At 46.5% G+C, this 20,031-nt stretch carries 15 protein-coding genes and 1 tRNA gene; 5 read left to right on the plus strand and 11 right to left on the minus strand.

The window, feature by feature from the left end:
* Positions 1-4 precede the first annotated feature (4 nt).
* The 4 genes from AC0J20_RS19945 to AC0J20_RS19960 all read right to left on the minus strand — a co-directional run bounded on the left by AC0J20_RS19945 (position 5) and on the right by AC0J20_RS19960 (position 3,287).
* Positions 5-718: a 2OG-Fe(II) oxygenase gene (locus AC0J20_RS19945; protein WP_473023080.1), complete on the minus strand. Its 714-nt coding sequence runs from the start codon at positions 716-718 to the stop codon at positions 5-7.
* Entirely contained in the window at positions 711-1,559 is an 849-nt protein-coding gene (locus AC0J20_RS19950; protein WP_473023081.1) for a methylated-DNA--[protein]-cysteine S-methyltransferase, read from the minus strand. Before AC0J20_RS19950 ends, AC0J20_RS19945 begins: the two co-directional genes overlap by 8 nt.
* A 20-nt stretch (positions 1,560-1,579) precedes the next feature.
* The gene (locus tag AC0J20_RS19955) at positions 1,580-2,344 is read right to left on the minus strand and encodes an SDR family oxidoreductase (RefSeq protein ID WP_473023082.1); all 765 of its coding nucleotides are present in this window, start codon (positions 2,342-2,344) and stop codon (positions 1,580-1,582) included.
* An 856-nt stretch (positions 2,345-3,200) separates the two neighbouring features.
* Positions 3,201-3,287, minus strand: a tRNA-Leu gene (locus tag AC0J20_RS19960).
* A 152-nt stretch (positions 3,288-3,439) separates the two neighbouring features.
* Here AC0J20_RS19960 and AC0J20_RS19965 point away from each other — a divergent pair.
* Positions 3,440-4,057, plus strand: coding sequence for a YigZ family protein (locus tag AC0J20_RS19965; RefSeq protein WP_473023083.1), 618 nt, complete (start codon positions 3,440-3,442; stop codon positions 4,055-4,057).
* Here AC0J20_RS19965 and AC0J20_RS19970 read toward each other — a convergent pair.
* Both AC0J20_RS19970 and mdh read right to left on the minus strand, forming a co-directional pair.
* Positions 4,054-4,965, minus strand: coding sequence for a DUF2059 domain-containing protein (locus tag AC0J20_RS19970; RefSeq protein WP_229528316.1), 912 nt, complete (start codon positions 4,963-4,965; stop codon positions 4,054-4,056). The genes AC0J20_RS19965 and AC0J20_RS19970 overlap by 4 nt on opposite strands.
* Positions 4,966-5,078: 113 nt before the next feature.
* Positions 5,079-6,014 (minus strand): malate dehydrogenase, encoded by a 936-nt coding sequence (mdh, locus tag AC0J20_RS19975; protein WP_473023084.1) that lies wholly within the window; start codon positions 6,012-6,014, stop codon positions 5,079-5,081.
* 687 nt (positions 6,015-6,701) lie between these two features.
* Between mdh and argR the strand changes: the two genes are divergently transcribed.
* The gene (gene argR / locus AC0J20_RS19980) at positions 6,702-7,163 is read left to right on the plus strand and encodes a transcriptional regulator ArgR (protein WP_229528314.1); all 462 of its coding nucleotides are present in this window, start codon (positions 6,702-6,704) and stop codon (positions 7,161-7,163) included.
* Positions 7,164-7,230: 67 nt separating this feature from the next.
* Here argR and AC0J20_RS19985 read toward each other — a convergent pair whose 3' ends face one another.
* Positions 7,231-8,352, minus strand: a complete 1,122-nt coding sequence (locus AC0J20_RS19985) for a beta-ketoacyl-ACP synthase III (RefSeq protein WP_473023085.1) — start codon at positions 8,350-8,352, stop codon at positions 7,231-7,233.
* A 277-nt stretch (positions 8,353-8,629) separates the two neighbouring features.
* Here AC0J20_RS19985 and AC0J20_RS19990 point away from each other — a divergent pair, with 277 nt between their 5' ends.
* The 3 genes from AC0J20_RS19990 to AC0J20_RS20000 all read left to right on the plus strand — a co-directional run bounded on the left by AC0J20_RS19990 (position 8,630) and on the right by AC0J20_RS20000 (position 12,802).
* Positions 8,630-10,594 carry a methyl-accepting chemotaxis protein gene (locus AC0J20_RS19990; protein WP_229528312.1) on the plus strand — a complete coding sequence of 655 codons (1,965 nt, stop codon included), beginning with the start codon at positions 8,630-8,632 and terminating at the stop codon, positions 10,592-10,594.
* 82 nt (positions 10,595-10,676) lie between these two features.
* A complete protein-coding gene (locus tag AC0J20_RS19995; RefSeq protein ID WP_473023086.1) occupies positions 10,677-11,618 on the plus strand; it encodes a nucleoside hydrolase in 942 nt (313 codons plus the stop codon).
* Between the two features lie 380 nt (positions 11,619-11,998).
* On the plus strand, positions 11,999-12,802 hold the full coding sequence (locus AC0J20_RS20000; protein WP_473023087.1) for a substrate-binding periplasmic protein: 804 nt from the start codon (positions 11,999-12,001) through the stop codon (positions 12,800-12,802).
* Between the two features lie 97 nt (positions 12,803-12,899).
* Here AC0J20_RS20000 and AC0J20_RS20005 read toward each other — a convergent pair whose 3' ends face one another.
* The 4 genes from AC0J20_RS20005 to amt form a co-directional block, all read right to left on the minus strand.
* Positions 12,900-13,133 (minus strand): response regulator transcription factor, encoded by a 234-nt coding sequence (locus AC0J20_RS20005; RefSeq protein ID WP_229528309.1) that lies wholly within the window; start codon positions 13,131-13,133, stop codon positions 12,900-12,902.
* Between the two features lie 39 nt (positions 13,134-13,172).
* Positions 13,173-15,335, minus strand: a complete 2,163-nt coding sequence (locus AC0J20_RS20010; RefSeq protein WP_473023088.1) for a peptidase domain-containing ABC transporter — start codon at positions 15,333-15,335, stop codon at positions 13,173-13,175.
* Positions 15,335-16,588, minus strand: coding sequence for an HlyD family secretion protein (locus AC0J20_RS20015; protein ID WP_473023089.1), 1,254 nt, complete (start codon positions 16,586-16,588; stop codon positions 15,335-15,337). Before AC0J20_RS20015 ends, AC0J20_RS20010 begins: the two co-directional genes overlap by 1 nt.
* A gap of 199 nt (positions 16,589-16,787) precedes the next feature.
* Positions 16,788-19,838: an ammonium transporter gene (amt, locus tag AC0J20_RS20020; protein ID WP_473023090.1), complete on the minus strand. Its 3,051-nt coding sequence runs from the start codon at positions 19,836-19,838 to the stop codon at positions 16,788-16,790.
* Between the last annotated feature and the right edge of the window lie 193 nt (positions 19,839-20,031).

A 20,031-nucleotide genomic window follows, 5' to 3' on the forward strand; every position in this document is an offset into this window, starting at 1 on the left:
CAAGTCAATTTACTGCATCGTGAAAGATGACGCCCATGGTGTAGCGGTGGCCACTCAGCACCTGACTGACACCATGGCGCATATGGGCCCGGTAATACCCTTTTGTACCCTGGACGGGCCGAAATTTTGTAGTAAAAAATAGCGCATCACCGCATTTTGGCTTGAGTACAATTGCCCTGGATTGAGCTCTGGGAATTTGTTCTGTCAAAACAAATTCACCACCTGTGTAGTCCTTTTCTGGCTCGTTCAGAAAACATGCAACCTGAATTGGGAAATAGACCTCACCGTATAAATCCTGGTGCAACGTATTAAATCCGCCCTGACCATATTTTAAAATCAATGGTGTCGGTTTCTGTTGGCCGGCTAATTGACATTGCGCCTGTAACTCCTGATAGGTATCGGGAAATCGTGTCTCAAGCTGCAACTGCGCCATCCACAAATTGGCAACTGGAACCAGTACAGGATACAGTTTCTCCCGCATGATGCTGACTATATCGGGTAATGGATAATCCCAGTACCGGTAGGTTCCCATGCCAAAACGATGGCGTTCCATATGGACAGTTTTGCGATAGAGGTCATCATTCTCAAACAAATTGATCAGACTTACACATTGTTGCTGGCTGAAAAATCCCGGCACAATTGCGTAACCAACCCGATGCATTTCATCCCTGATGTTCTGCCAGTTGATTTTAGCGATGCGATTGGCTAAGTCAGTCATTTGATTGGGCTGTTCGTGCAGCCTCCCAGCCGATGATCGCCGTTTTCTTGTTGTTCCCCCATTTATACCCACCAATTTGACCGCCACTTTGGATGACCCGGTGACATGGAATTAAAAACGCCACTGGATTATTTCCAATGGCAGAGCCCACAGCACGAGAAGCTTTTGGTTTACTCAGGTTTCTGGCTATATCGCTATAAGAGCAGAGCTTTCCCATCGGGATTTTCAGCAAACTCTCCCACACTTTTAACTGAAAAGGGGTACCGGCAAGATGTAACTTTATTTGTGCCATTTGGCGCCAGTCTTTTTGGAAAATAAGCAGTGCGTCCTGTTGAAATTTGTCATTAATTTGATGCAGTTCGGCATTAGGGAAGCGGGCATTCAGTTCACTTAATGCCTTTTCTTCGTTTTCCTCAAAGGACATGTGACATACTCCTTTAGGCGTTGATGCAACCAGCACTTTGCCGAAAGGACTAATAGCAAAACAATAATTTAAGATTAAATTTGCACCGCCACTTTTAAATTCACCCGGCGTCATTGCCTCTATATTGACAAAAAGATCGTGCAAGCGACTCGAACCAGACAACCCGGTTTCATATGCGGCATCAAGCAGTGTCAAACGATTATTGAGCAACGTTTTGGCGTAATCCAAACTAATATATTGCATAAATTTCTTGGGACTAACGCCAACCCATTCACTGAACATCCGTTGAAAGTGGAACGGACTGAGGTTTACAGCGTTTGCAATTAACGCCAACGAGGGCTGCTCCTTGAAATTCTCACGAATAAAATGAATAGCGTTTTCTATCCTTTCATAGTCAATTTGTTTTTGTTCCAGCATCAGGACACCACTCCACTTTGCTATGTTTTACAAACCGATACACCGCCATCGACCAGCATAGCGGAACCGGTTGTAAAACCAGACATATCAGAGGCCAAATACAGCGCAGACTGTGCGATTTCTTCCGGTGCAGCGATTCTTTTCAGGGCATGTATGTTTTTGACAAATGTTTGCACTTCTTCACTATCACCAAACTCTCTGGCCATATCAGTATTAGTACCACCAGGTAAAAGGGCGTTTACCCGAATTCCCTGGCTACCAAATTCAGTCGCTAACGCCTTTGTCAGCCCTATTAATCCCGCTTTACTCGCCGCGTAAGCAGATTGCAGTGGAAAGCCTGTGGTAAACCCGACAAATGATGAAGTAAAAATTAACGAGCCGGATTGATTGCGAAGCATCGCCGGGATTTGATACTTTGCCGCGAGAAAACCACTTGTTAAATTTGTTTGCATCAATGTATGCCAATCATCTAACGACATTTCAGTTACTGGACCAGGCTTCCCCAGCGCGCCGGCATTGTTAAATGCAACATCCAGCCGGCCAAATTCCGCTAACGTGAATTCCACCAGATTGCGATGATACTGCTCGGAACAGACATCACCAGCCATCACTCTGACCTCCCCACCCTGTTGCGCTATGTCTTTTGCAACGTCTTGCAGAATAGATTCTCTGCGGGCGGCAATGACAATTTTAGCACCCGCATTGGCAAATAGTTTGGCAGACGCGAGGCCAATACCAGAACTTGCCCCCGTAATAATAACCACTTTATCAGTCAACTTAATCATGTGCGCCCCACACTGTATGTTATTCATCATAAGTGTACAGAGACAGCTGATTAGCAGCCGACCCGAAACTTGCTAAAAAACAGGTCATTAATGCAGACGTGATTGTGGTTTCAGAAATTTTGAAAATTAGAGAATAAGAGTGACGACCCGTTGTGGATGGGTGAGGACCGCCCGGAAACAGGGAATACCTGGACCTGTTTCAGGTCCGAACGCGAGACAAGTGGACGTCAAGCTGGAAGCCGCCACTATGGAAGGTTTAAACCTCGTTGGTGGAAATCAACTGCTATTGATTACATCAAGGTAATTTACGAATTAACAGAACGAGATGAATGCTGATCCCCCGTTAAGTGGGTAGATCCAAAATTTGGAATTAAATTTAAATGAGTTAGAGTGCATTAAAAATGGGATGGTGCCAGGGGCGGAAAAATTCGTCAGGAACGAATTTTGACATCCGAAGGATGGTCGCGAAGCGACGAAGCACAGGGATGTGTCGAGCACTTGAACGACGAAGTCTTGAAAGGTGCCTGGAAATCATTTCTTTGCAATGCGCTCAGCAAGGCTAAAACAACAACTGTAATTAGCAAAAAATCTGGAATTAAATTGAAATGAGTTAGAGTGCATTAAAAAGGGATGGTGCCCAGGGGCGGAAAAATTCGTCAGGAACGAATTTTGACATCCGAAGGATGGTCGCGAAGCGACGAGGCACAGGGATGTGTCGAGCACTTGAACGACGAAGTCGTGAAAGGTGCCTGGAAATCATTTCTTTGCAATGCGCTCAGCAAGGCTAAAACAACAACCGTAATTAGCAAAAAATCTGGAACTAATTTGAAATGAGTTAGAGTGCATTAAAAAGGGATGGTGCCCAGGGGCGGACTTGAACCGCCACGGCCTTGCGGCCACTAGCACCTGAAGCTAGCGTGTCTACCAATTTCACCACCTGGGCTAACTTTTCAGAAATGGAATCTGAAAGTCGCGCTTTCGGAATTGTTATCCCCGAAAACGGACGCGAAAGATAAAGGTTCCGGGTTAGTTTGTCAATCGTAAAAATGCTATTATTCGCGGAATTGTGCAAATTTATTAAAAACAGATTATTTGATGAGCAATGTGGAATACCTGATCCCTGTCAGGTCGGTTATTGTTGAGGAAGAAATTAAGAAAAGTCGCTTTATTACCCGGCTAGCTCACACTCCCAGCATCGACAGTGCCAAAGCCTTTGTGGCGCAGATTAAGGAAGAATTCAAAGATGCCCGCCACAACTGTTGGGCATTTGTGGCAGGTGCACCTCAGGACTCAATGCAATATGGATTTAGCGATGATGGCGAACCCAGTGGTACTGCGGGCAAGCCAATGCTAAACCAATTGACAGGTAGCGATGTCGGCGAGATAAGCGCGGTGGTAACCCGCTATTTTGGCGGCACCAAACTGGGCACCGGTGGCCTGGTAAAAGCCTATGGCGGCGGAGTTCAGCAGGCGCTTGTGCAATTACAGACACAACTAAAAGTGCCGGAAACGCAGTTTTCTCTGCAATTGCCTTTTGATCTGGTTAGTCTATTGGAATATGCCGTTAAAGACGCTAATGCCAGCATTACCGAGCGCCAGTACAACACAGATATCGTGTGCCGCATTCAGTGCCCGGTCATGAATAAAAATGCCCTGGTAACTCAGCTAAAAAACCAGAGTAAAGGCAAGATAAACTTACTTTCCGATAACTAGTCAGTGCTTGCCTTGTTACCAATAAATAACTTCGATAAGTCATCCACTGCAATATGCGTTTGATAATAGGGAAACATTGGCTCGTTATCAGGCCCAATAGCCTTTATGACCTGGCGTTTGGCGGTACCCTTAACCAGCAAGGATTTGCCCACCAGTGCTTCACTGACATTTTCACCGTACTGGTTAATAAACTCGCTGACCAGCTCAGATTTTAGTCTGACCGTCAGACAACGACGATCTCGATAATCTTTTTCGGAATTAATATACAGGATATTATTGTGGATATTAGCCGCCTTGATCTCAAATTGAAACACGCCATCAAAACCAAATGGACCAAACATCTCTGAAAGCTCAATGGCTTTCATCGGCCTCATTCCCTTGGCATTAACGAAGTCGGATTCAAATCCGTTTTCTCGTAACTGAAATAAAAAGTGCTCAGTTAATCTTTCGATAGCATCTGACCGTTCCTGCATTTCCCTCTGTTGTTCATCGCTGACGACAATAGGTGGCTGCGAATTTAGGTGTTTTTGACCCACGTCACTCTGATAAAAGCGGATCAGCGCCACAAGTTCTGCTTCGGAGTAATAATCCAGATAATATTGTTTAACGGCTTCACTTGTTAACCTGTTGGACTGGGGATAGCTCAGCAATTCCTTTAACTGAGACTTGTAGTCCGTTACCAAATGTTGATAGCTGTCAGGGATCAGGTCCAGCTTTAAGCGTTTAAGATACGCTTCCTGCATTTGCGCGATGATTCTGTTTTGAGCTGATTCTTCAGGCGGAGCACTCCTGATACTCATAAACTCGTCCAGCAACAGAGATTTACTATCGTTGAGTTCAGCCTGCAGCATTGACGTGTGTGCGCAGGTAAACGCGAAAAATAAAGCCGCACTAAAGCGAATTCTCATAAATGCATCCTTGTATATAATTTTTCCCAGTTTACCGGGTTTAATAGCAACCTGGCAACTCAAACAAAAAAGCCAGTGCATGGCACTGGCTCTTGTTTAACCGAAGTTCAGGATTAACCGTTTACGAAATCCTGACCCAGTTTAATGTCGCCACGCAGGCCTTCCAGCATGTCGTCTTTGGCTTTTTGCTCAAACGCGCTTAATTCGCCATAAGGCAGAATTTCTTCAACACCTGCTGGACCTAATCTGACCGGATGAGCAAAGAACTCAGCGTCATCGCTGTTGGTTTCAACATAAGTGTACTCAACCACGTTTTGCCCCTGCATTGCGTCAACCAGAGACAAACAGAAACGCGCTGCAGCCTGACCCATAGACAAGGTTGCAGAACCGCCACCCGCTTTTGCTTCAACCACTTCGGTACCGGCATTCTGAATACGCGTAGTCAGCGAGGCCACTTCTTCGTCAGTAAAGTCTACACCGTCTACCTGAGACAACAGAGGCAAAATAGTAGTACCAGAGTGACCACCAATGACAGGAACGTGAATCGCTTCCGGGCTTTGGCCTTTTAGATCAGCAACAAAAGTTTCAGCGCGGATTACGTCAAGCGTAGTCACACCGAACAGTTTATTTTTGTTGTAAACGCCTTTTTTCTTCAGCGCTTCAGCTGCGATAGCAACTGTAGTGTTTACCGGGTTAGTGATAATACCGATGCAAGCTTCCGGGCAAGTATCCGCAATCGCATCAACCAGGTTGCGCACGATACCGGCATTGATGTTAAACAGATCGGAGCGGTCCATACCTGGCTTTCTTGGTACGCCCGCTGGAATCAACACGATGTCACAGCCTTTTAACGCTGCAGATAAATCGTCTTTGCCAAAACCCTTAACCTTAACATCAGTTGGGATATGGCTTAAATCTACGGCTACACCGGGAACTACTGGCGCTACATCGTATAAAGATAATTCTGAACCTGCGGGTAACTGAGTTTTCAAAAGCAGGGATAATGCCTGTCCAATACCACCGGCAGCACCTAAAACTGCTACTTTCATTATATTCTCCTATGAAGTGCAAATTGTCGCGCGATTAACCTGAGTCAAGAATAGCTGGACTATTCAACGTCACCAGGCTGGGAGCTGTCTTCCTGAAATCGCTAACTGGATAACAAAGAGACGGATGTGTAATTGTGTCACAGTGTATGGGTATTTTTCGCAAAATCAATACACAGACGCCAAGCGTTTAGCATTAATACCAGTTCCACTTTATATTTGCCCTCTCAGCGCAGCCTCAGGGACATTAGTTCAAGGCGTGCGAATGAAAGAATACTGGTGGTCTTGTGAACTTCGCACAACAAAGACAAAAGTTTCGGGAAAACTTTTGAACAGCTTTAGCTGGCCTGCGAAGCAGGTGATATTCAGGGATGAATATCATAAATAATGTTCCTGAGGCGCGTCTACGATGGGGCTGAAAAGCATTTATACTGTGTTGGATGTTTTTGATTTAGGCCCACTAAACCTGCAAACATCCGCCTTGTCTACCAAATGCTGTAGGAACAGCATAGAACAGCTTTAGCTGGCCTGCGAAGCAGGTGAGCTACAGGGATGTAGCGAATAAATGCTTTTCATCACCCACTGAGCTGGGTAAATATATAATGGAGCTGGTATGTCATGTAACGTTTACTTTCTTAGAACAAGTCGGCAAAATAGTGAATTATTATGTCAGCGTAACCAGAGTGATGAATGGCCAGCAAGCAAGAAGAAGAAATTAAGGCATTTAAAGAAGTATTAAAGGCAGAATCCTACGGTTCGCAAGGCGAAATAGTAGAAGTCCTGAAAGGTATGGGATTTGCCAATATCAGCCAATCGAAAGTGTCTCGTATGTTGAGCAAGTTTGGGGCGGTTCGGGCACGTAATGCCAAAGGTGACATGGTGTATTGTTTGCCCCCGGAGCTGGGGATGCCTACCGCGAAAAGCCCACTAAAACAATTGGTGCTGGATGTAGAACACAACGGTGTGATGATCATTATTCGCACTACCCCCGGAGCCGCACAACTTATTGCTCGTTTGCTGGATTCACTGGGTCGCTCTGACGGCGTACTGGGCACCATCGCCGGTGACGATACAATCTTTATTGCCCCCTCCTCGGTGGACCAAATTGAAGAGATTCGCCAAAAAGTAGAAGATTTGTTTGAAACGGTTTAGCAACTAACAAAAAGCCCGCTACCTAATTCGCGGGCTTTCATCTGATGCTAACCTGGTATTTTCAGCACTAACGCTTTTGCACCACCAGGCTGCCAATGGAATACCCTGCGCCAAAGGAACACAGCACACCATAATCCCCTGACTGTATATCGTCCTGATAAAGGTTAAACGCGATCAAAGAGCCAGCCGAGGCGGTATTGGCATAGCGATCCAGTACCACGGGCGCTTCCGTTGCATTGGCATCCCGCCCCAGAATCTTTTTAGCAATCAGCATATTCATATTGATATTGGCCTGGTGCAACCACCAACGTTTCACATCAGTCGCCGTTAAATTGTGCTGACCCATGTGATTTAAAATATGCTCAGCTGCCATCGGGCAAACTTCTTTGAATACCTTGCGGCCTTCCTGATGAAATAGTTTGTCAGTGCCAAATGCATCCACATCATTGGCACGGCTCATATAGCCAAAATTTGAGCGTATATTAGACGAGTATTTGGTTTTAGCAGAGGTACTTAAGATCTCATACTGGTTATCCGACACACTATAATCTTGTGCTTCCACCAGCATCGCAGTAGCCACATCACCAAAGATAAAGTGACTGTCTCTATCACAATAGTTTAGCTGTGGTGAGACAAGTTCGGGGTTGATCACCAAAACAGAACGCGCCGTGCCCGCTTTGACCATTTCCCACGCTCGGTGTAATGCAAATGTACCTGCTGAACAGGCCACTAACATATCGAAGCCGAAGCCCTCTATGCCCAGAGCGTCCTGGATTTCGATGGCAATAGCCGGGTATGCCCGTTGTGTGTAAGCACAGGACACAATTACAGCATCCACCTCTTCAGCCTTACGACCAGCCGCTTCCAGCGCTTGTTTAGCGGCTAAAACGCCAATTTCTGCCTGATTAGACAGCTCGTTTTCCCCGCGCTCAGGAATGTCGGGCCGCATCCGTTCGACATCCAGAATTCCGTCTTTGGTATACACATATCGGCTCTTAATACCGGAAGCCTTGTAGATGAATTCGGCACTGGAATGCGGTTTAGCAGCCAGCTCTCCCGTGGCGATTTGAGCACTGTTCTCTTCGTTAAATTTATCAGCATACTGATTGTAGCTGTCTACCAGCTCTTCATTACTGATACTAAATTCCGGGGTCCATAATCCTGAACCACTGATTACAACCTGGGTCATTGTCTTTTGCCTGTAGTAAAACAGCCATTAGCTTAACCACTCACGCTCAAAAAGTCATTCACTACCCTGCTTTCTGTTGCCCCCTAAACTACACTGTTGAATAAGTATGTGGGGATTTACAATAATTTTGTGTTTTATTTATCATCAATCTACCTATTCTGCCGATGATAAGGTACATTTATATGAAAGGTTCGTGATATTGAGCACCACCCTACAAGCTCAGCGTGTTCCATGAATGTTTCATAATATTTATAACAAAAAGACAGAATGAACGCCTATGAAGATGCAACAAAAGCTAATAGTGGCTATAGCCGTATCGGTGATTTTGCCGACGTTGATTATCGCTATTGTTAGTATTTCCAAAACCACCAGTCAGTCCAAACAAAACTTTATTACCGCAACTCAGAACGAAATCAGGCAAATAGATAACAGCTTTAAGTTGTTTTTTGAGCAGGTTAAATCCAATGCTAAATTTCTGGCCGCGCACCCACTGGTAAAATCAGTGCCTGTAGAGACCAGCACCTATTTCAATGAAGAGCGCATGATGGACCCGCTAAACGCCCATCCCAGAGAAGCCGAGATTTTTGATTTGTATCGCCAGTTTGGCACCACTCACGAAGAATTGTTATACGTGTATTTGGGTACGCCTCACGGTGGTTTTATTCAGTATCCTGCAGAAAAAATAGGTAATTACGACCCCAGAAAACGCCCCTGGTATCAACAAGGTATGAGCAACCCCAATCAGGCTGGTATCACTGATGCCTATCAGGGGGTCACTGGTGGGCCAATGGTATCGGTGATGTATTCCATCAGCGATGATGCCGGACGGGCCATCGGGGTGCAGTCAATGGATGTATCCCTGACCACGTTGACCGACATCGTGAAATCCATCAAATTGGGTGAATCCGGTTATCTGGTTTTGGTGGATGATAACGGTGTGGTGTTAGCCGACTCCAAAACACCCCGCAATAATTTCAAAAAAGTCGGTGACATCGCCTCTCCGTTTTACGAAGAGCTGGCAAAACGACTGAGAAGCAGCGCAGCGTCAAACTTCACCACTGAACACCTGGATTCGGATGTGCAGGTAACCACTTACTACTCTCCTACCCTGAAATGGCATTTCATTGGGATCATAGATAGCAGCGAGATTCTTGCTCCTACCTATGCCATGAGCTTTTTAATCATCGTATTGGCCGGTGCCATGGTGGCAGGCTTTATCTTTCTGGGCATCTATCAGGCGAAACGACTGGTCTCACCTATCCTGGTGGTATCCAAAGGTTTAAAAGACATTGCCAGTGGTCAGGGCGATTTAACTCAGCGACTTTCTGTTGCCTCTAAAGACGAAACCGGTGACCTGGCGCGCTGGTTTAATCAATTTCTGGACTCAATTCGCAGCCTGGTACAAGACATCAAAGATGACTCGCAATTACTGGCTGATAAATCTCAACAGATAGGCCACATTGTAGAAAGTATTAAAGACGCCAGCCACGAGCAGGAAAAGGCCATTGAGGATTCCTCCCATGGCACCTCAGCGATGGCACAAACGTCACAGGAAGTTGCCACCAATTGTGCTACTACGCTGGAAATGGTTTCTAATGCCGAAACCTCAGCCAAAGAAGGCACACAAATTATCGGCGCCATGGTAAAAGATGTTACCCGCCTGAGCAGTACCATCAGTGAGTCTGCTTCAGCCATGAAAGAGCTGGAAAATGAAAGCAGTAACATCACGCAAATACTCAGCGTTATCCGGGGCATTGCCGAGCAAACCAATTTGCTGGCATTAAACGCCGCCATCGAAGCTGCACGTGCCGGTGAACAGGGCCGAGGATTTGCCGTGGTTGCCGATGAAGTCAGAACGCTGGCAAAGCGCTCTCATGATGCCACGGAAGAAATCGATACCATGTTAAATAATCTGGTGGACAAAACGCGTTTCGTTTCGGGCAAAATGAGTTCCAGCCTGGAGCAATCTGAACAGGCAACATCGCAGTCTACGCATGCAAATCAATCATTTGAAGACATCAGTAAAGCGGTGGCACAAATTCGTACCCGCCTGGACGAAATTGCCAATTCCGCCGAGATCCAGAACCAAAGTTCTCAGCAAATCGATAATAATTTCGCAGAAATTGGCAATTCGGTCACCGGCATTGCAAATTCCAGTGACACCCTGGCCAGTAACGCTAAAGAATTGATGCACTTATCCAGCGAACTCAACGGTCTGGTTGGCAAATTTAAGGTCAAATAAACCAAAGCCTTTCAAACTCAAGGGGCTTAGGCCCCTTTTTTAGTCCATAATTAAAAACAAAGCTGTAAAAAATGGAAAACCAATGAACAAAATCCCAGTTATTTTTGACCATGATGGCGGTGTTGATGATCTGCTGTCGCTGATGCTGTTATTGACTATGGAGCATGTAGATCTCAAAGCAGTGTGTGTAACACCCGCTGATTGCTTTTTGACAGACGCCACTAAAAGCACCTTAAAAATACTGGATCTCTTTGGGCGCAAAGATGTTGTAGTAGCACAAGGTAATTTACACGGTATCAATCCATTCCATTATGACTGGCGGGCACAACCGAAAATGGTGAATGCCCTGCCCACCATGTTGAGCTGTGAAGACGACTGGTCCCTCGTAACAGACATGCCCGCACATGAATACATGCAAAAAGCATTACAGGAAAGCAATGAACCCGTCACGGTTTTGATGACCGGCCCCTGCAGCAACCTGGCAAGGGCCCTGGAGAATGCACCGGATTGCATCAATAAACTGCAAAAAGTCATTTGGATGGGCGGCGCTATTGATGCTAAAGGTAACGTAGCTAACTATAATCACGATGGCAGTGCTGAATGGAATGTTTACTGGGATGCGCCCGCCGCGGACAGCCTGCTAAAATCAGGAGCCCCGTTGTGGTTAATGCCACTGGATGCCACCAATTGTCTGCCTATCAGTATGGCATTCTTAAAGGATTTATCCGCCTATCGCTCTTATCCCCTGGTGGAACTGGCCGGGCAATTTTGGGCTTGTACAGTTGCCTCTATACCCACCTATGAGTTTACCTATTACCTCTGGGATGTGATGGCTACCTGTTGTCTGGGTTTAGGGGATGATGTCATAGACTGGCAGGATATTCGTTTGTCTGTCCGCACCTCAGAACCCTCGGAGGGAAACACCTACCGCGACGAAAACGGCAGCCTGGTTAAAGTCGCCATGCAGGCCAACCGTCAGGCAGTTGTGGATTATCTGGTGCGACAGTTGCAGCACAATATTTAATTAACAGTATTGCCCGACACAGCCTGTGACTGCGCAATGTCCTGCTGATGTCGGGCACACGATTGCGAATACCAAATCCAAAAGTCGTCCCCATTCCCGACCGTTCGATTCGCTCAATCTAACTCGCTACCCTCAACCACAATATACACGCTCACCACAATATAATACTGGCAATTTTTTACCCATTCACGGTAAGCAACCCTGAAGAAAGCGTCTATACTTAGCGTTAACTCAACCTAAGGCGACTTTTCACCTCTGAAAATAAGACCAACGCAATATTATGTACCACCTTCAAGGAGCCCATAAACATGGCAGGGAAATAGAGGACAAAAGCCAAAATAACTGCGCAGCGAGTTCGATAAGTCGCAGAGGACAAAAAGATGAAGATTAAACAATATGCCAGTTTTGTTTTAACTTACATCGGCAGCGTGTTTGCAACACTTGCCAGTGATTTCACGGATTTGCGTTTTATCACTGTCGACGAACCACCGGCCAATTACCTGTCGCAAAACGGTGTGGTTAGTGGCTACACAGTTGACATCGTCAACCACCTGCAAGCGCAATTAGGGTTTGTTACTGATATTGAAGTAATGCCAGAATCCCGGGCTATGCACACGTTGGAGCAAGACTACGGCGTAGTGATGTTTAGCATTTCCAGAACCGCAGAGCGGGAACACAAATATCACTGGCTGGCACATGTGATCAGTAAACGCTGGGCATTCTATTCTCGCCATGATTCAAAATTAACCATTACCTCTCTGGAAGATTTGCTGGACAGCAACACCGTTGGGGTTATCCGGGGCGACATCCGGCAATCCTGGCTCAAAGAAAAAAATGCACGTTACCTGGTAGAACTCTCAGAATACGACAGGGCGATTGAAATGCTCCTGGGTGAACGCATCGATCTCTTGTTTTACGAGTCTTTTGGGATTTTCTCCACCTTGCAGAAATTGGGCTACAATAGTAACAGCGTGAAACTTCAATTCATTGCCAATGAGTCGGATGTTTACATTGTCATGTCAAAGTTTGCTGGTTCGGAAAAATTAGCCAACAAACTTGAAAAGCACTTTGCTGAAATAAAAACCTCTGACTGGCATAAAAAACATACTGCTACATGGCAAGCAAAACTGAACATATTGGGTATCGCTGATGCCTGGGTTGTGGACGGCGTACTGCATTATTAAAATGTTCCGCCCGATTAAGCGGTATTAATCCCGTCTTGTACCTGCTCCGGCGTTACCACATTTTATAATCCTGCGTACCAGATAAACCCTCGCGTTGTCAGGCTGCCTGCCTCCCGACGTCGGCATAACCACATTGCTGCACGAAAACCACTAGCGATGCCCGGTTTTTAATGCGTAGTTTTCGATAGATATTGCTGCAATGAAACTTGATGGTGCGCTCGGTTAAAAATAGTTTACGGGCAATCAGTTTATTCGACAGGCCCATCACCACATATTCCATTACCTGGTGTTCGCGTTTGGATAAATCAGTAATTATCGGTTCGCTTTGCATGGTTTTTCTCCTTCACTTCGGTTTTTGCCAGAGGTTCGGTTAGTGTCGTTCTGCTGGTAGTTCATGAACCCGCCCATCACTCAAGGCATAGACCCGATCGGCGGATTTAATGGTTTCTGGTCGATGCGCGATAATGATTCTGGTCATATTCAGTTGCTTGATATGCGCATTGATTCTGGATTCGTTTTCCACATCCAGGTGACTGGTGGCTTCATCCATGAACAGGATCTTAGGATGGCGATAAAAGGCTCTGGCCAGCAATATTCGCTGTTTCTGCCCTCCACTCAGACTGGCCCCCATGTCGCCCACCAGAGTGTTGTATTGCATCGCCGTTTGCATAATTTCGTCGTGTATGCAGGCCAACTGCGCACACAACACTACTTTTTCATAGTCGATTTGGGTTTCAAAGCAGGCAATGTTATCAGCGATAGAACCGCTCAATAGTTGATCGTCCTGCAGCACCCCGGATATTTGCTGCCGGTAATCCGGCCATTGCGAAATGGCTTTGCCGTCCACTTCAATACTGCCAGCGGTAGGTTGACTCAGTCCCATCAGGCAGCGCAATAAAGTGCTTTTGCCGCTGCCACTGGCACCAACAATTGCCACCGTTTCACCGGCTTCCACCTGCATATTGATAGCATGCAATATAGGTGGTTCCAGCTCACTGTAGCTATAGCGCAGATCTGTTACCTGGATTCGCCCCTGTAACTGAGACGCCCCGGCCCCCGGCCCGGATGCCAGGTCAACATCAGGCTGAGTGCAGGCCGGATCTTTATCGCTGTATACCACGTCGGCAAGTCGTTCCAAATGCAGATCCAACATCTTAAATTCAATGGCCTTGGTGATCAGGGTATCCAGAGCACCGATAAAGCGATTCTTATAACTCATAAAAGCGTATAGCATGCCCACGGACATCAGATTGCCCATCACCGCCGTGGCAGCAAAATAGATAATGACAATGTTTTCCAGGCCGAACAGGATTTTGTTGGCAGTATCGAATCCAATCTGCCATTTGCTGATATGAATGCCTTTGTTAATCGATTCTGCTAAATAATTCTGCCATTGATTTTGGCGATCGGACTCTTTGTCAAACAGCTTTATGGTCTGAATTGCGCGTACAGACTCCATAAAATGCGAGTTTTCCTTAGCCGTAGCCACAATGTGCTCTTCTGATAAGCGCCGCACCGGACGATACAGCAATACTCTGAGCAACGCATAAAGGCTGACTATAGCTAAAACGATAAAGGTCAGTTGCAGATCGTATATAAACATCACCACCAGGGTGATCAGGGCCATCACACCGTCAATAAATACCGAGACAATACCGTTGGTCATCAACTCCCGAATGTTATTCAATGAGCCAAAGCGCGAAATAACATCCCCCATGTGACGTTTAATAAAATAATCCATGGGCAACCGGATCAGGTGATGAAAAACATTGGCGCTCATTTGCATGTTCAGGCGGTTGGACAAATTGAGTACCACGACCTGGCGCAACAGGGAGGTTCCGGCTTCAATCAATAACAGCAGACCAAACCCCACCGCTAACACGCTCAGCAAATTAGTATCCGAGCGCATCAACACATCATCCACAACGGTCTGCATGTAGTAAGGGCTCACTATCGCAAAAATTTGGAGCAACAGACTGAGCAAAACCATCAATCCCAGACTTCGCTTTAAACCGCTGATATTGGACCAGAATTGACCGAAGCGAAGTTTGTTCTTTTCTACCCCGGGTTCAAACTGTGAAGAAGGCAGCAGTTCAAGTGCCACACCGGTAAAGCACTGGCTCACTTCATCTAAGAATAAACATCGCTCTCCGACACCCGGATCATGGATAACCACCTTGTTTCCCTGTACCTGTTTTAACACGACAAAGTGCTTCATTTCCCAATGCAAAATGCAGGGTGTTTGCAATTGTGTCAGGTGCTCAATTTCCAGTTTCAGGGCGCGCGTGGTCAGATTCATATACCCGGCAATCGCCATAATTTGTTTTAATGTGGCGCCCTGCGCCGAAATTGAAAACTTACGACGCAAGGTAGTCAGATCCGTTTCCAGACCATGAAATCCAGCCACCATCGCCAGACATGCCAGTCCACACTCTGCGGCTTCCGTTTGCAGGATCATTGGCAAACGTCGGGCACCACCAAAATTCAGTAAGGACTCGGGTCTGACGTTAAAATTCAAGGCTTGTGTACTCATCATAATCTCCCTTTGATGCTATACAGTGGCTCTAACAACCATTCAATCAGAGTACGCTCAGCTAACTGGATATCTGCCGACAACGTCATGCCGGGTTTTAAAGCCAATTTTTGACCAAACGCCTGCACCCAGTTTTTGTCCAGTGCGGCCAGTACTATAAACACCGGCTCCTGAACATCCACGGCCATATCGTTAATCTCGTTGGGTAAAATGGCCGCCTTGGAAATATCCAGTACCGTGCCACTATGCAAACCAAACTTTTGATAGGGAAACGCGTCATAGCGCATTTCAATCACTTGTCCTGGTTGTAAAAATCCCGCCGCTCTTACCGGCACCAGTAATCTTGCCTGAATAGTGGAATCTGCCGGCACAATCGTCAGCAACGGCATATTGGTTTTGGTGTATTGGCCCTGATTTACCTGGATATTGGATACAAAGCCACTTTGAGTCGCTTTGATAATATGTGCCCGCTGCCCGTGCAACTGAGCGATATTTTTTGCCACCTCACTGAGTTGGCTCTGGATCTGCGCGAGACTATTTTGCTCTTCTTCGGGGAAAATACGCAGCTCAGATTCAAGGGAACGACGGCTGTTCTTTTGATTTAACAACTGCCGTTTAATTCCGGCGATGTCGCTTTGCAAAGCCAATTCTTCTGCTTGCACACTGCTGTAATCAAATTTTGAAATGTGTCCCTTACGCCGCACTTCATGACTACTTTCAAGACGCTCTTTGACCAGGCTATGACGTTGCTGCATCAACGCTAACTGATGCTCCAACTGCAACATCTCCTGACTAACAGACTCGATTTTAGCTTTTGCATCCTGAATGCGATGAAAGTAGATTTGCGAATTGCGTGTCATCTGTTGTGTCAGCGCAGTTTTTTGCTTTTGGTATTCGGCCAATAACTGTTCTTCCAGACTGCTGCCATCCTGCAACACCCGGTCGCCATTCACCAGTATCAGCGCCTGTCCCTGCTCCACATAATCGCCGTCTTTCACCAGAATGCGTTTGATTTTACCGCTGGCAGATTCTGCGAAGACCCTGATCACCCCTTTTTCGGGTTCCAGCCAACCCTGTACGGTTTCCTTACGGGCATATTCACTGTGAAATAACCAAACCATAATCGCTACGACCCACAGAGTTATCGCAAGGGCAATCACGGATAATTTAATGGAAGGCAAAACCAATACGTTTCCATGTAATCGGTGCTTCTGCCCTTCCAGTGCTTCCTTGCGGAACAAACTTCCTTTCATGTTCTCTATCCAAATTGCGGTTGCGGCTAAGCACAACATCGTTGTGCAACGTTGAGCTAAATCATGAAAGAGAATCGAAAATCAAACTATCAAATACGGGCAGGACTATAGTAAAAATGAGAAAATTATCTGCGAACAGTTAGTGAACGACGTTCACTAAACTTGAAGTGTACCGCCAATCCAGGTATTGACTTACGCGTCAGGCTCGCTGTCGGGTATCGTCTAACAAGCCCACCAACTCGCTGGCGGGTAAGGGTTTGTAAAAGTAATAGCCCTGAAAACATCGACAGCCTTTGCTCTGTAAAAAGCGAAACTGCTGCTCGGTTTCAACCCCTTCTGCGATTGTTTCCAGCTCCAGGCTTTCCGCTAAATTAATAATGGTGGAACATATTTTCTGTCCCTCGGAGGAGTTGGTGCTTTCTTCAACAAAGGAACGGTCAATCTTAAGAATATCTAAAGGCAGGTTTTTCAGATAACTCAATGAGGAATAGCCGGTGCCAAAATCGTCAATCGCCACCTTGATATCTAACTGTTTCAGCGACCGGAGCACCTCAGAGCAACCCTGCGTATCTGTTAAGAACACGCCTTCGGTGACTTCTATTTCCAGCAATTCACCACTGATCTCATATTCCTTTATCAATCGCGTAATCAGCGGTACCAGCTTACCGGAAACCAGGTGTTTACCGGATAAGTTTATAGCTACCGGTAGCAGATTTTTGCCCTGTTTTCGCCATTCGCTGAGTTGCTGAAACACCATCTGGAAAACCATTTCTTCCAGTTGAATGATGATGTCTTGTTGTTCGGCGATAGGAATAAATGTGGCCGGGCTGACCGGGCCTTTGTCGGGTACCTGCCAACGCAATAGCGCTTCGGTACCAATTACCCGCTGTTGCATATTGACTTTAGGCTGATACAAAATATGGAATTGCTCAGGATGATTTAAGGCACTGCGCAAAGCCTGCCCGAAGAAAAACTGCTCAGACGCACTTTCCGCCATTTCTGGCATAAACACTTTGCAATTATCTCTGCCCGCCTCTTTGGCGTAATACATGGCAATATCTGCCTGTTGGATCAGCGCTTCGGCTGATACCGGTGCCGTCTTTTGCATGGCAACGCCAATGCTGGTAAGGATTTTAAGTTCTTTATCCTGCAACTTAACCGGTTTGCGCATAATGGTGAGTATTTTAGCGGCGATATTCTCAACCGTTGACTGACTGGCGATCCCCGTCATCATCACCACGAACTCATCGCCGCCCCACCTTGCCACGATATCGGTGTCACGAGTGACCTCTTTAAGGCGTTTCGCGACTTCTTTTAGCAGGTGATCACCGGCTTTGTGGCCCAGGGTATCATTGATCTGCTTGAAACGGTCTAAGTCTAAAAAGAATAACGCCAAATCCGGGCCAGCAGCATTGTCATCTTCCAGATGTTGTTGCAGGGCGTCCATCAAATAGGTTCGGTTGTACAGGCCAGTAAGAGGGTCGGTAAACGCCAATTGCTGTAACCTGTCCTGCATTCGAGTTTGGCGGGTGATATCACGCACATGAAGTGTGTATTCACTTTCGTTTAATAGTCCAAGTGAAGCACTGGTGATGGTAATTTCCGCAGGAAACATCTCACCGGTAACACGGCGCAAAGCAATGCGATTACGGCGATTTAGCAATAACCCTTCAGGCTCCGAAAATTTGTGGGCCAGGCTGTCTTCAACCCGGGCCTGCGTATCGTCTAAGACGAATAATTGCACAAAACTTTTGCCCACAACCTGACTTTTAATTTGTCCGAAGGTTCTTTCAGCCGCGGGGTTAAATTCAATAACATGGCCTTTCAGGTCGATAGTGATGATACAGTCCATCGAAGCATCTAAAATGGCACTTTTGCGTTTCTCGCTGGAGCGAAAGTTCTCAATGGCATTATCACGCTTGGCCATTTCCGTTTGAACGCGATTGATAACCCGATTGTATTGTCGGGCGATTTGGCCCACTTCGGTAAACGGCTCCTCTTCCACTGACTGTTCAAACTGGCCTTGTTTTTCCTGAGTTTGCATTTCGCTTAACAAGTCAATCAGTTCCGTAGACGCTTTGTGCTCACTGATATTCATGCCCAGGTATTCTTGTTCGGCAGATACCCGAAGCGGCACAATGCGATTGATCAAATGTAGAAACAACAGACTGGTAAAAAAACAAAACAGTCCAATGACGACAATACCCAAACTCTGGACCCACAATTGTTGCCAAAAGCTCAACCCGGTAGCCAGCAGCGTGGGTTCCCCAAAAAAAGCCACAGACAGGGTACCCCAGATACCGGCAATAAGGTGCGCCGGAACCACACTTAAGGCATCATCCAGCTTTAATCGGTCCATCAGCAGCGTACCAAAATACAATAAAACACCGCCCAAAGCGCCAATCAGCGCCGCCTGTGCCACTGATACAGCATGGGCTGAAGCGGTAATAGAAACTAATCCCGCAATGACCCCGTTGAGAATGTAAGTCACATCTACAAATTTGTGACGCCACATGAAAATAGAGGCAGATGCCACCCCGCCCCAGGCGGCCGCAAGGCAGGTGTTAAGTAGCACCCCGGGTACGCTTTCATTAAAGATCAGTGTGGAACCACCATTAAATCCAAACCAACCCAACCAGATAAGTATCGTGCCCAACACCGATAAAGGCAGGTTGCTCCCCACCGGGATTTTTTTCCCGGTATCAAATCGACCAATTCTGGGGCCAATCACAATCACCGCTGCCAGCGCTATCCAGCCCCCCACTGAGTGCACAATTGTGGAACCGGCAAAATCAACAAAGCCCAGTTTCTGCAACCAGCCCAGATTTTCGGCGTTAAACGCCGATGCCCATGCCCAATGCCCCACGACAGGATAAATAAAACAACACAAAATGAGCGTGACCAAAATATAGCCACGATAAGACATGCGTTCAGCCACGGCACCCGATAAAAGTGTTGCCGCCGTGCCACAAAACATCAGTTGAAATAAGAAGAAGCTCATTTGCCAGGCAGAGCTATGCGCACCAAAAAGAAGCTCTGTGGTACCCACAATGCCCCATAATGAGTCACCGAACATCAAACCAAAACCAAATAACCAAAATACCACTGAGGCAACAATGAGGTCAGAGAGGTTCTTGGCAGCGACGTTGATGCTGTTTTTGCTACGTATTTTTCCGGTTTCCAGGCATAAAAACCCTGCCTGCATCAAAAACACCAGCATTGCACTGGCAATCAGCCAAAAAAAATCCATGGGTGATTCCTGTGTTGCTTTTTGAGAATGTAAACAACAGCAAGAAGTGCGCCGAAACGAACATGGTTGATTTTTAAGCTTTAATAAAAAAGCCGGGCAATTGCCCGGCTCCACTCACCCCCTGTGTCAGGATAGTTGTCGCCTCAGTTTTTCGTATTGTTAGACAGGGGGTGGATGACAGGTTTGAGTGAAA

The organism is Planctobacterium sp. R6, assembly GCF_055755215.1.

Excerpts from the sequence above, each read along its gene's own strand:
- AC0J20_RS19955 (WP_473023082.1), bottom strand. The coding sequence starts at position 2,344 with ATGATTAAGTTGACTGATAAAGTGGTTATTATTACGGGGGCAAGTTCT.
- AC0J20_RS19990 (WP_229528312.1), top strand. The coding sequence starts at position 8,630 with ATGAAGATGCAACAAAAGCTAATAGTGGCTATAGCCGTATCGGTGATT.
- AC0J20_RS19945 (WP_473023080.1), bottom strand. The coding sequence starts at position 718 with ATGACTGACTTAGCCAATCGCATCGCTAAAATCAACTGGCAGAACATC.
- AC0J20_RS19985 (WP_473023085.1), bottom strand. The coding sequence starts at position 8,352 with ATGACCCAGGTTGTAATCAGTGGTTCAGGATTATGGACCCCGGAATTT.
- AC0J20_RS19950 (WP_473023081.1), bottom strand. The coding sequence starts at position 1,559 with ATGCTGGAACAAAAACAAATTGACTATGAAAGGATAGAAAACGCTATT.
- AC0J20_RS20010 (WP_473023088.1), bottom strand. The coding sequence starts at position 15,335 with ATGAGTACACAAGCCTTGAATTTTAACGTCAGACCCGAGTCCTTACTG.
- AC0J20_RS20005 (WP_229528309.1), bottom strand. The coding sequence starts at position 13,133 with ATGCAAAGCGAACCGATAATTACTGATTTATCCAAACGCGAACACCAG.
- AC0J20_RS19995 (WP_473023086.1), top strand. The coding sequence starts at position 10,677 with ATGAACAAAATCCCAGTTATTTTTGACCATGATGGCGGTGTTGATGAT.
- AC0J20_RS19970 (WP_229528316.1), bottom strand. The coding sequence starts at position 4,965 with ATGAGAATTCGCTTTAGTGCGGCTTTATTTTTCGCGTTTACCTGCGCA.
- AC0J20_RS20000 (WP_473023087.1), top strand. The coding sequence starts at position 11,999 with ATGAAGATTAAACAATATGCCAGTTTTGTTTTAACTTACATCGGCAGC.
- argR (WP_229528314.1), top strand. The coding sequence starts at position 6,702 with ATGGCCAGCAAGCAAGAAGAAGAAATTAAGGCATTTAAAGAAGTATTA.
- mdh (WP_473023084.1), bottom strand. The coding sequence starts at position 6,014 with ATGAAAGTAGCAGTTTTAGGTGCTGCCGGTGGTATTGGACAGGCATTA.
- AC0J20_RS19965 (WP_473023083.1), top strand. The coding sequence starts at position 3,440 with ATGAGCAATGTGGAATACCTGATCCCTGTCAGGTCGGTTATTGTTGAG.
- AC0J20_RS20015 (WP_473023089.1), bottom strand. The coding sequence starts at position 16,588 with ATGAAAGGAAGTTTGTTCCGCAAGGAAGCACTGGAAGGGCAGAAGCAC.
- amt (WP_473023090.1), bottom strand. The coding sequence starts at position 19,838 with ATGGATTTTTTTTGGCTGATTGCCAGTGCAATGCTGGTGTTTTTGATG.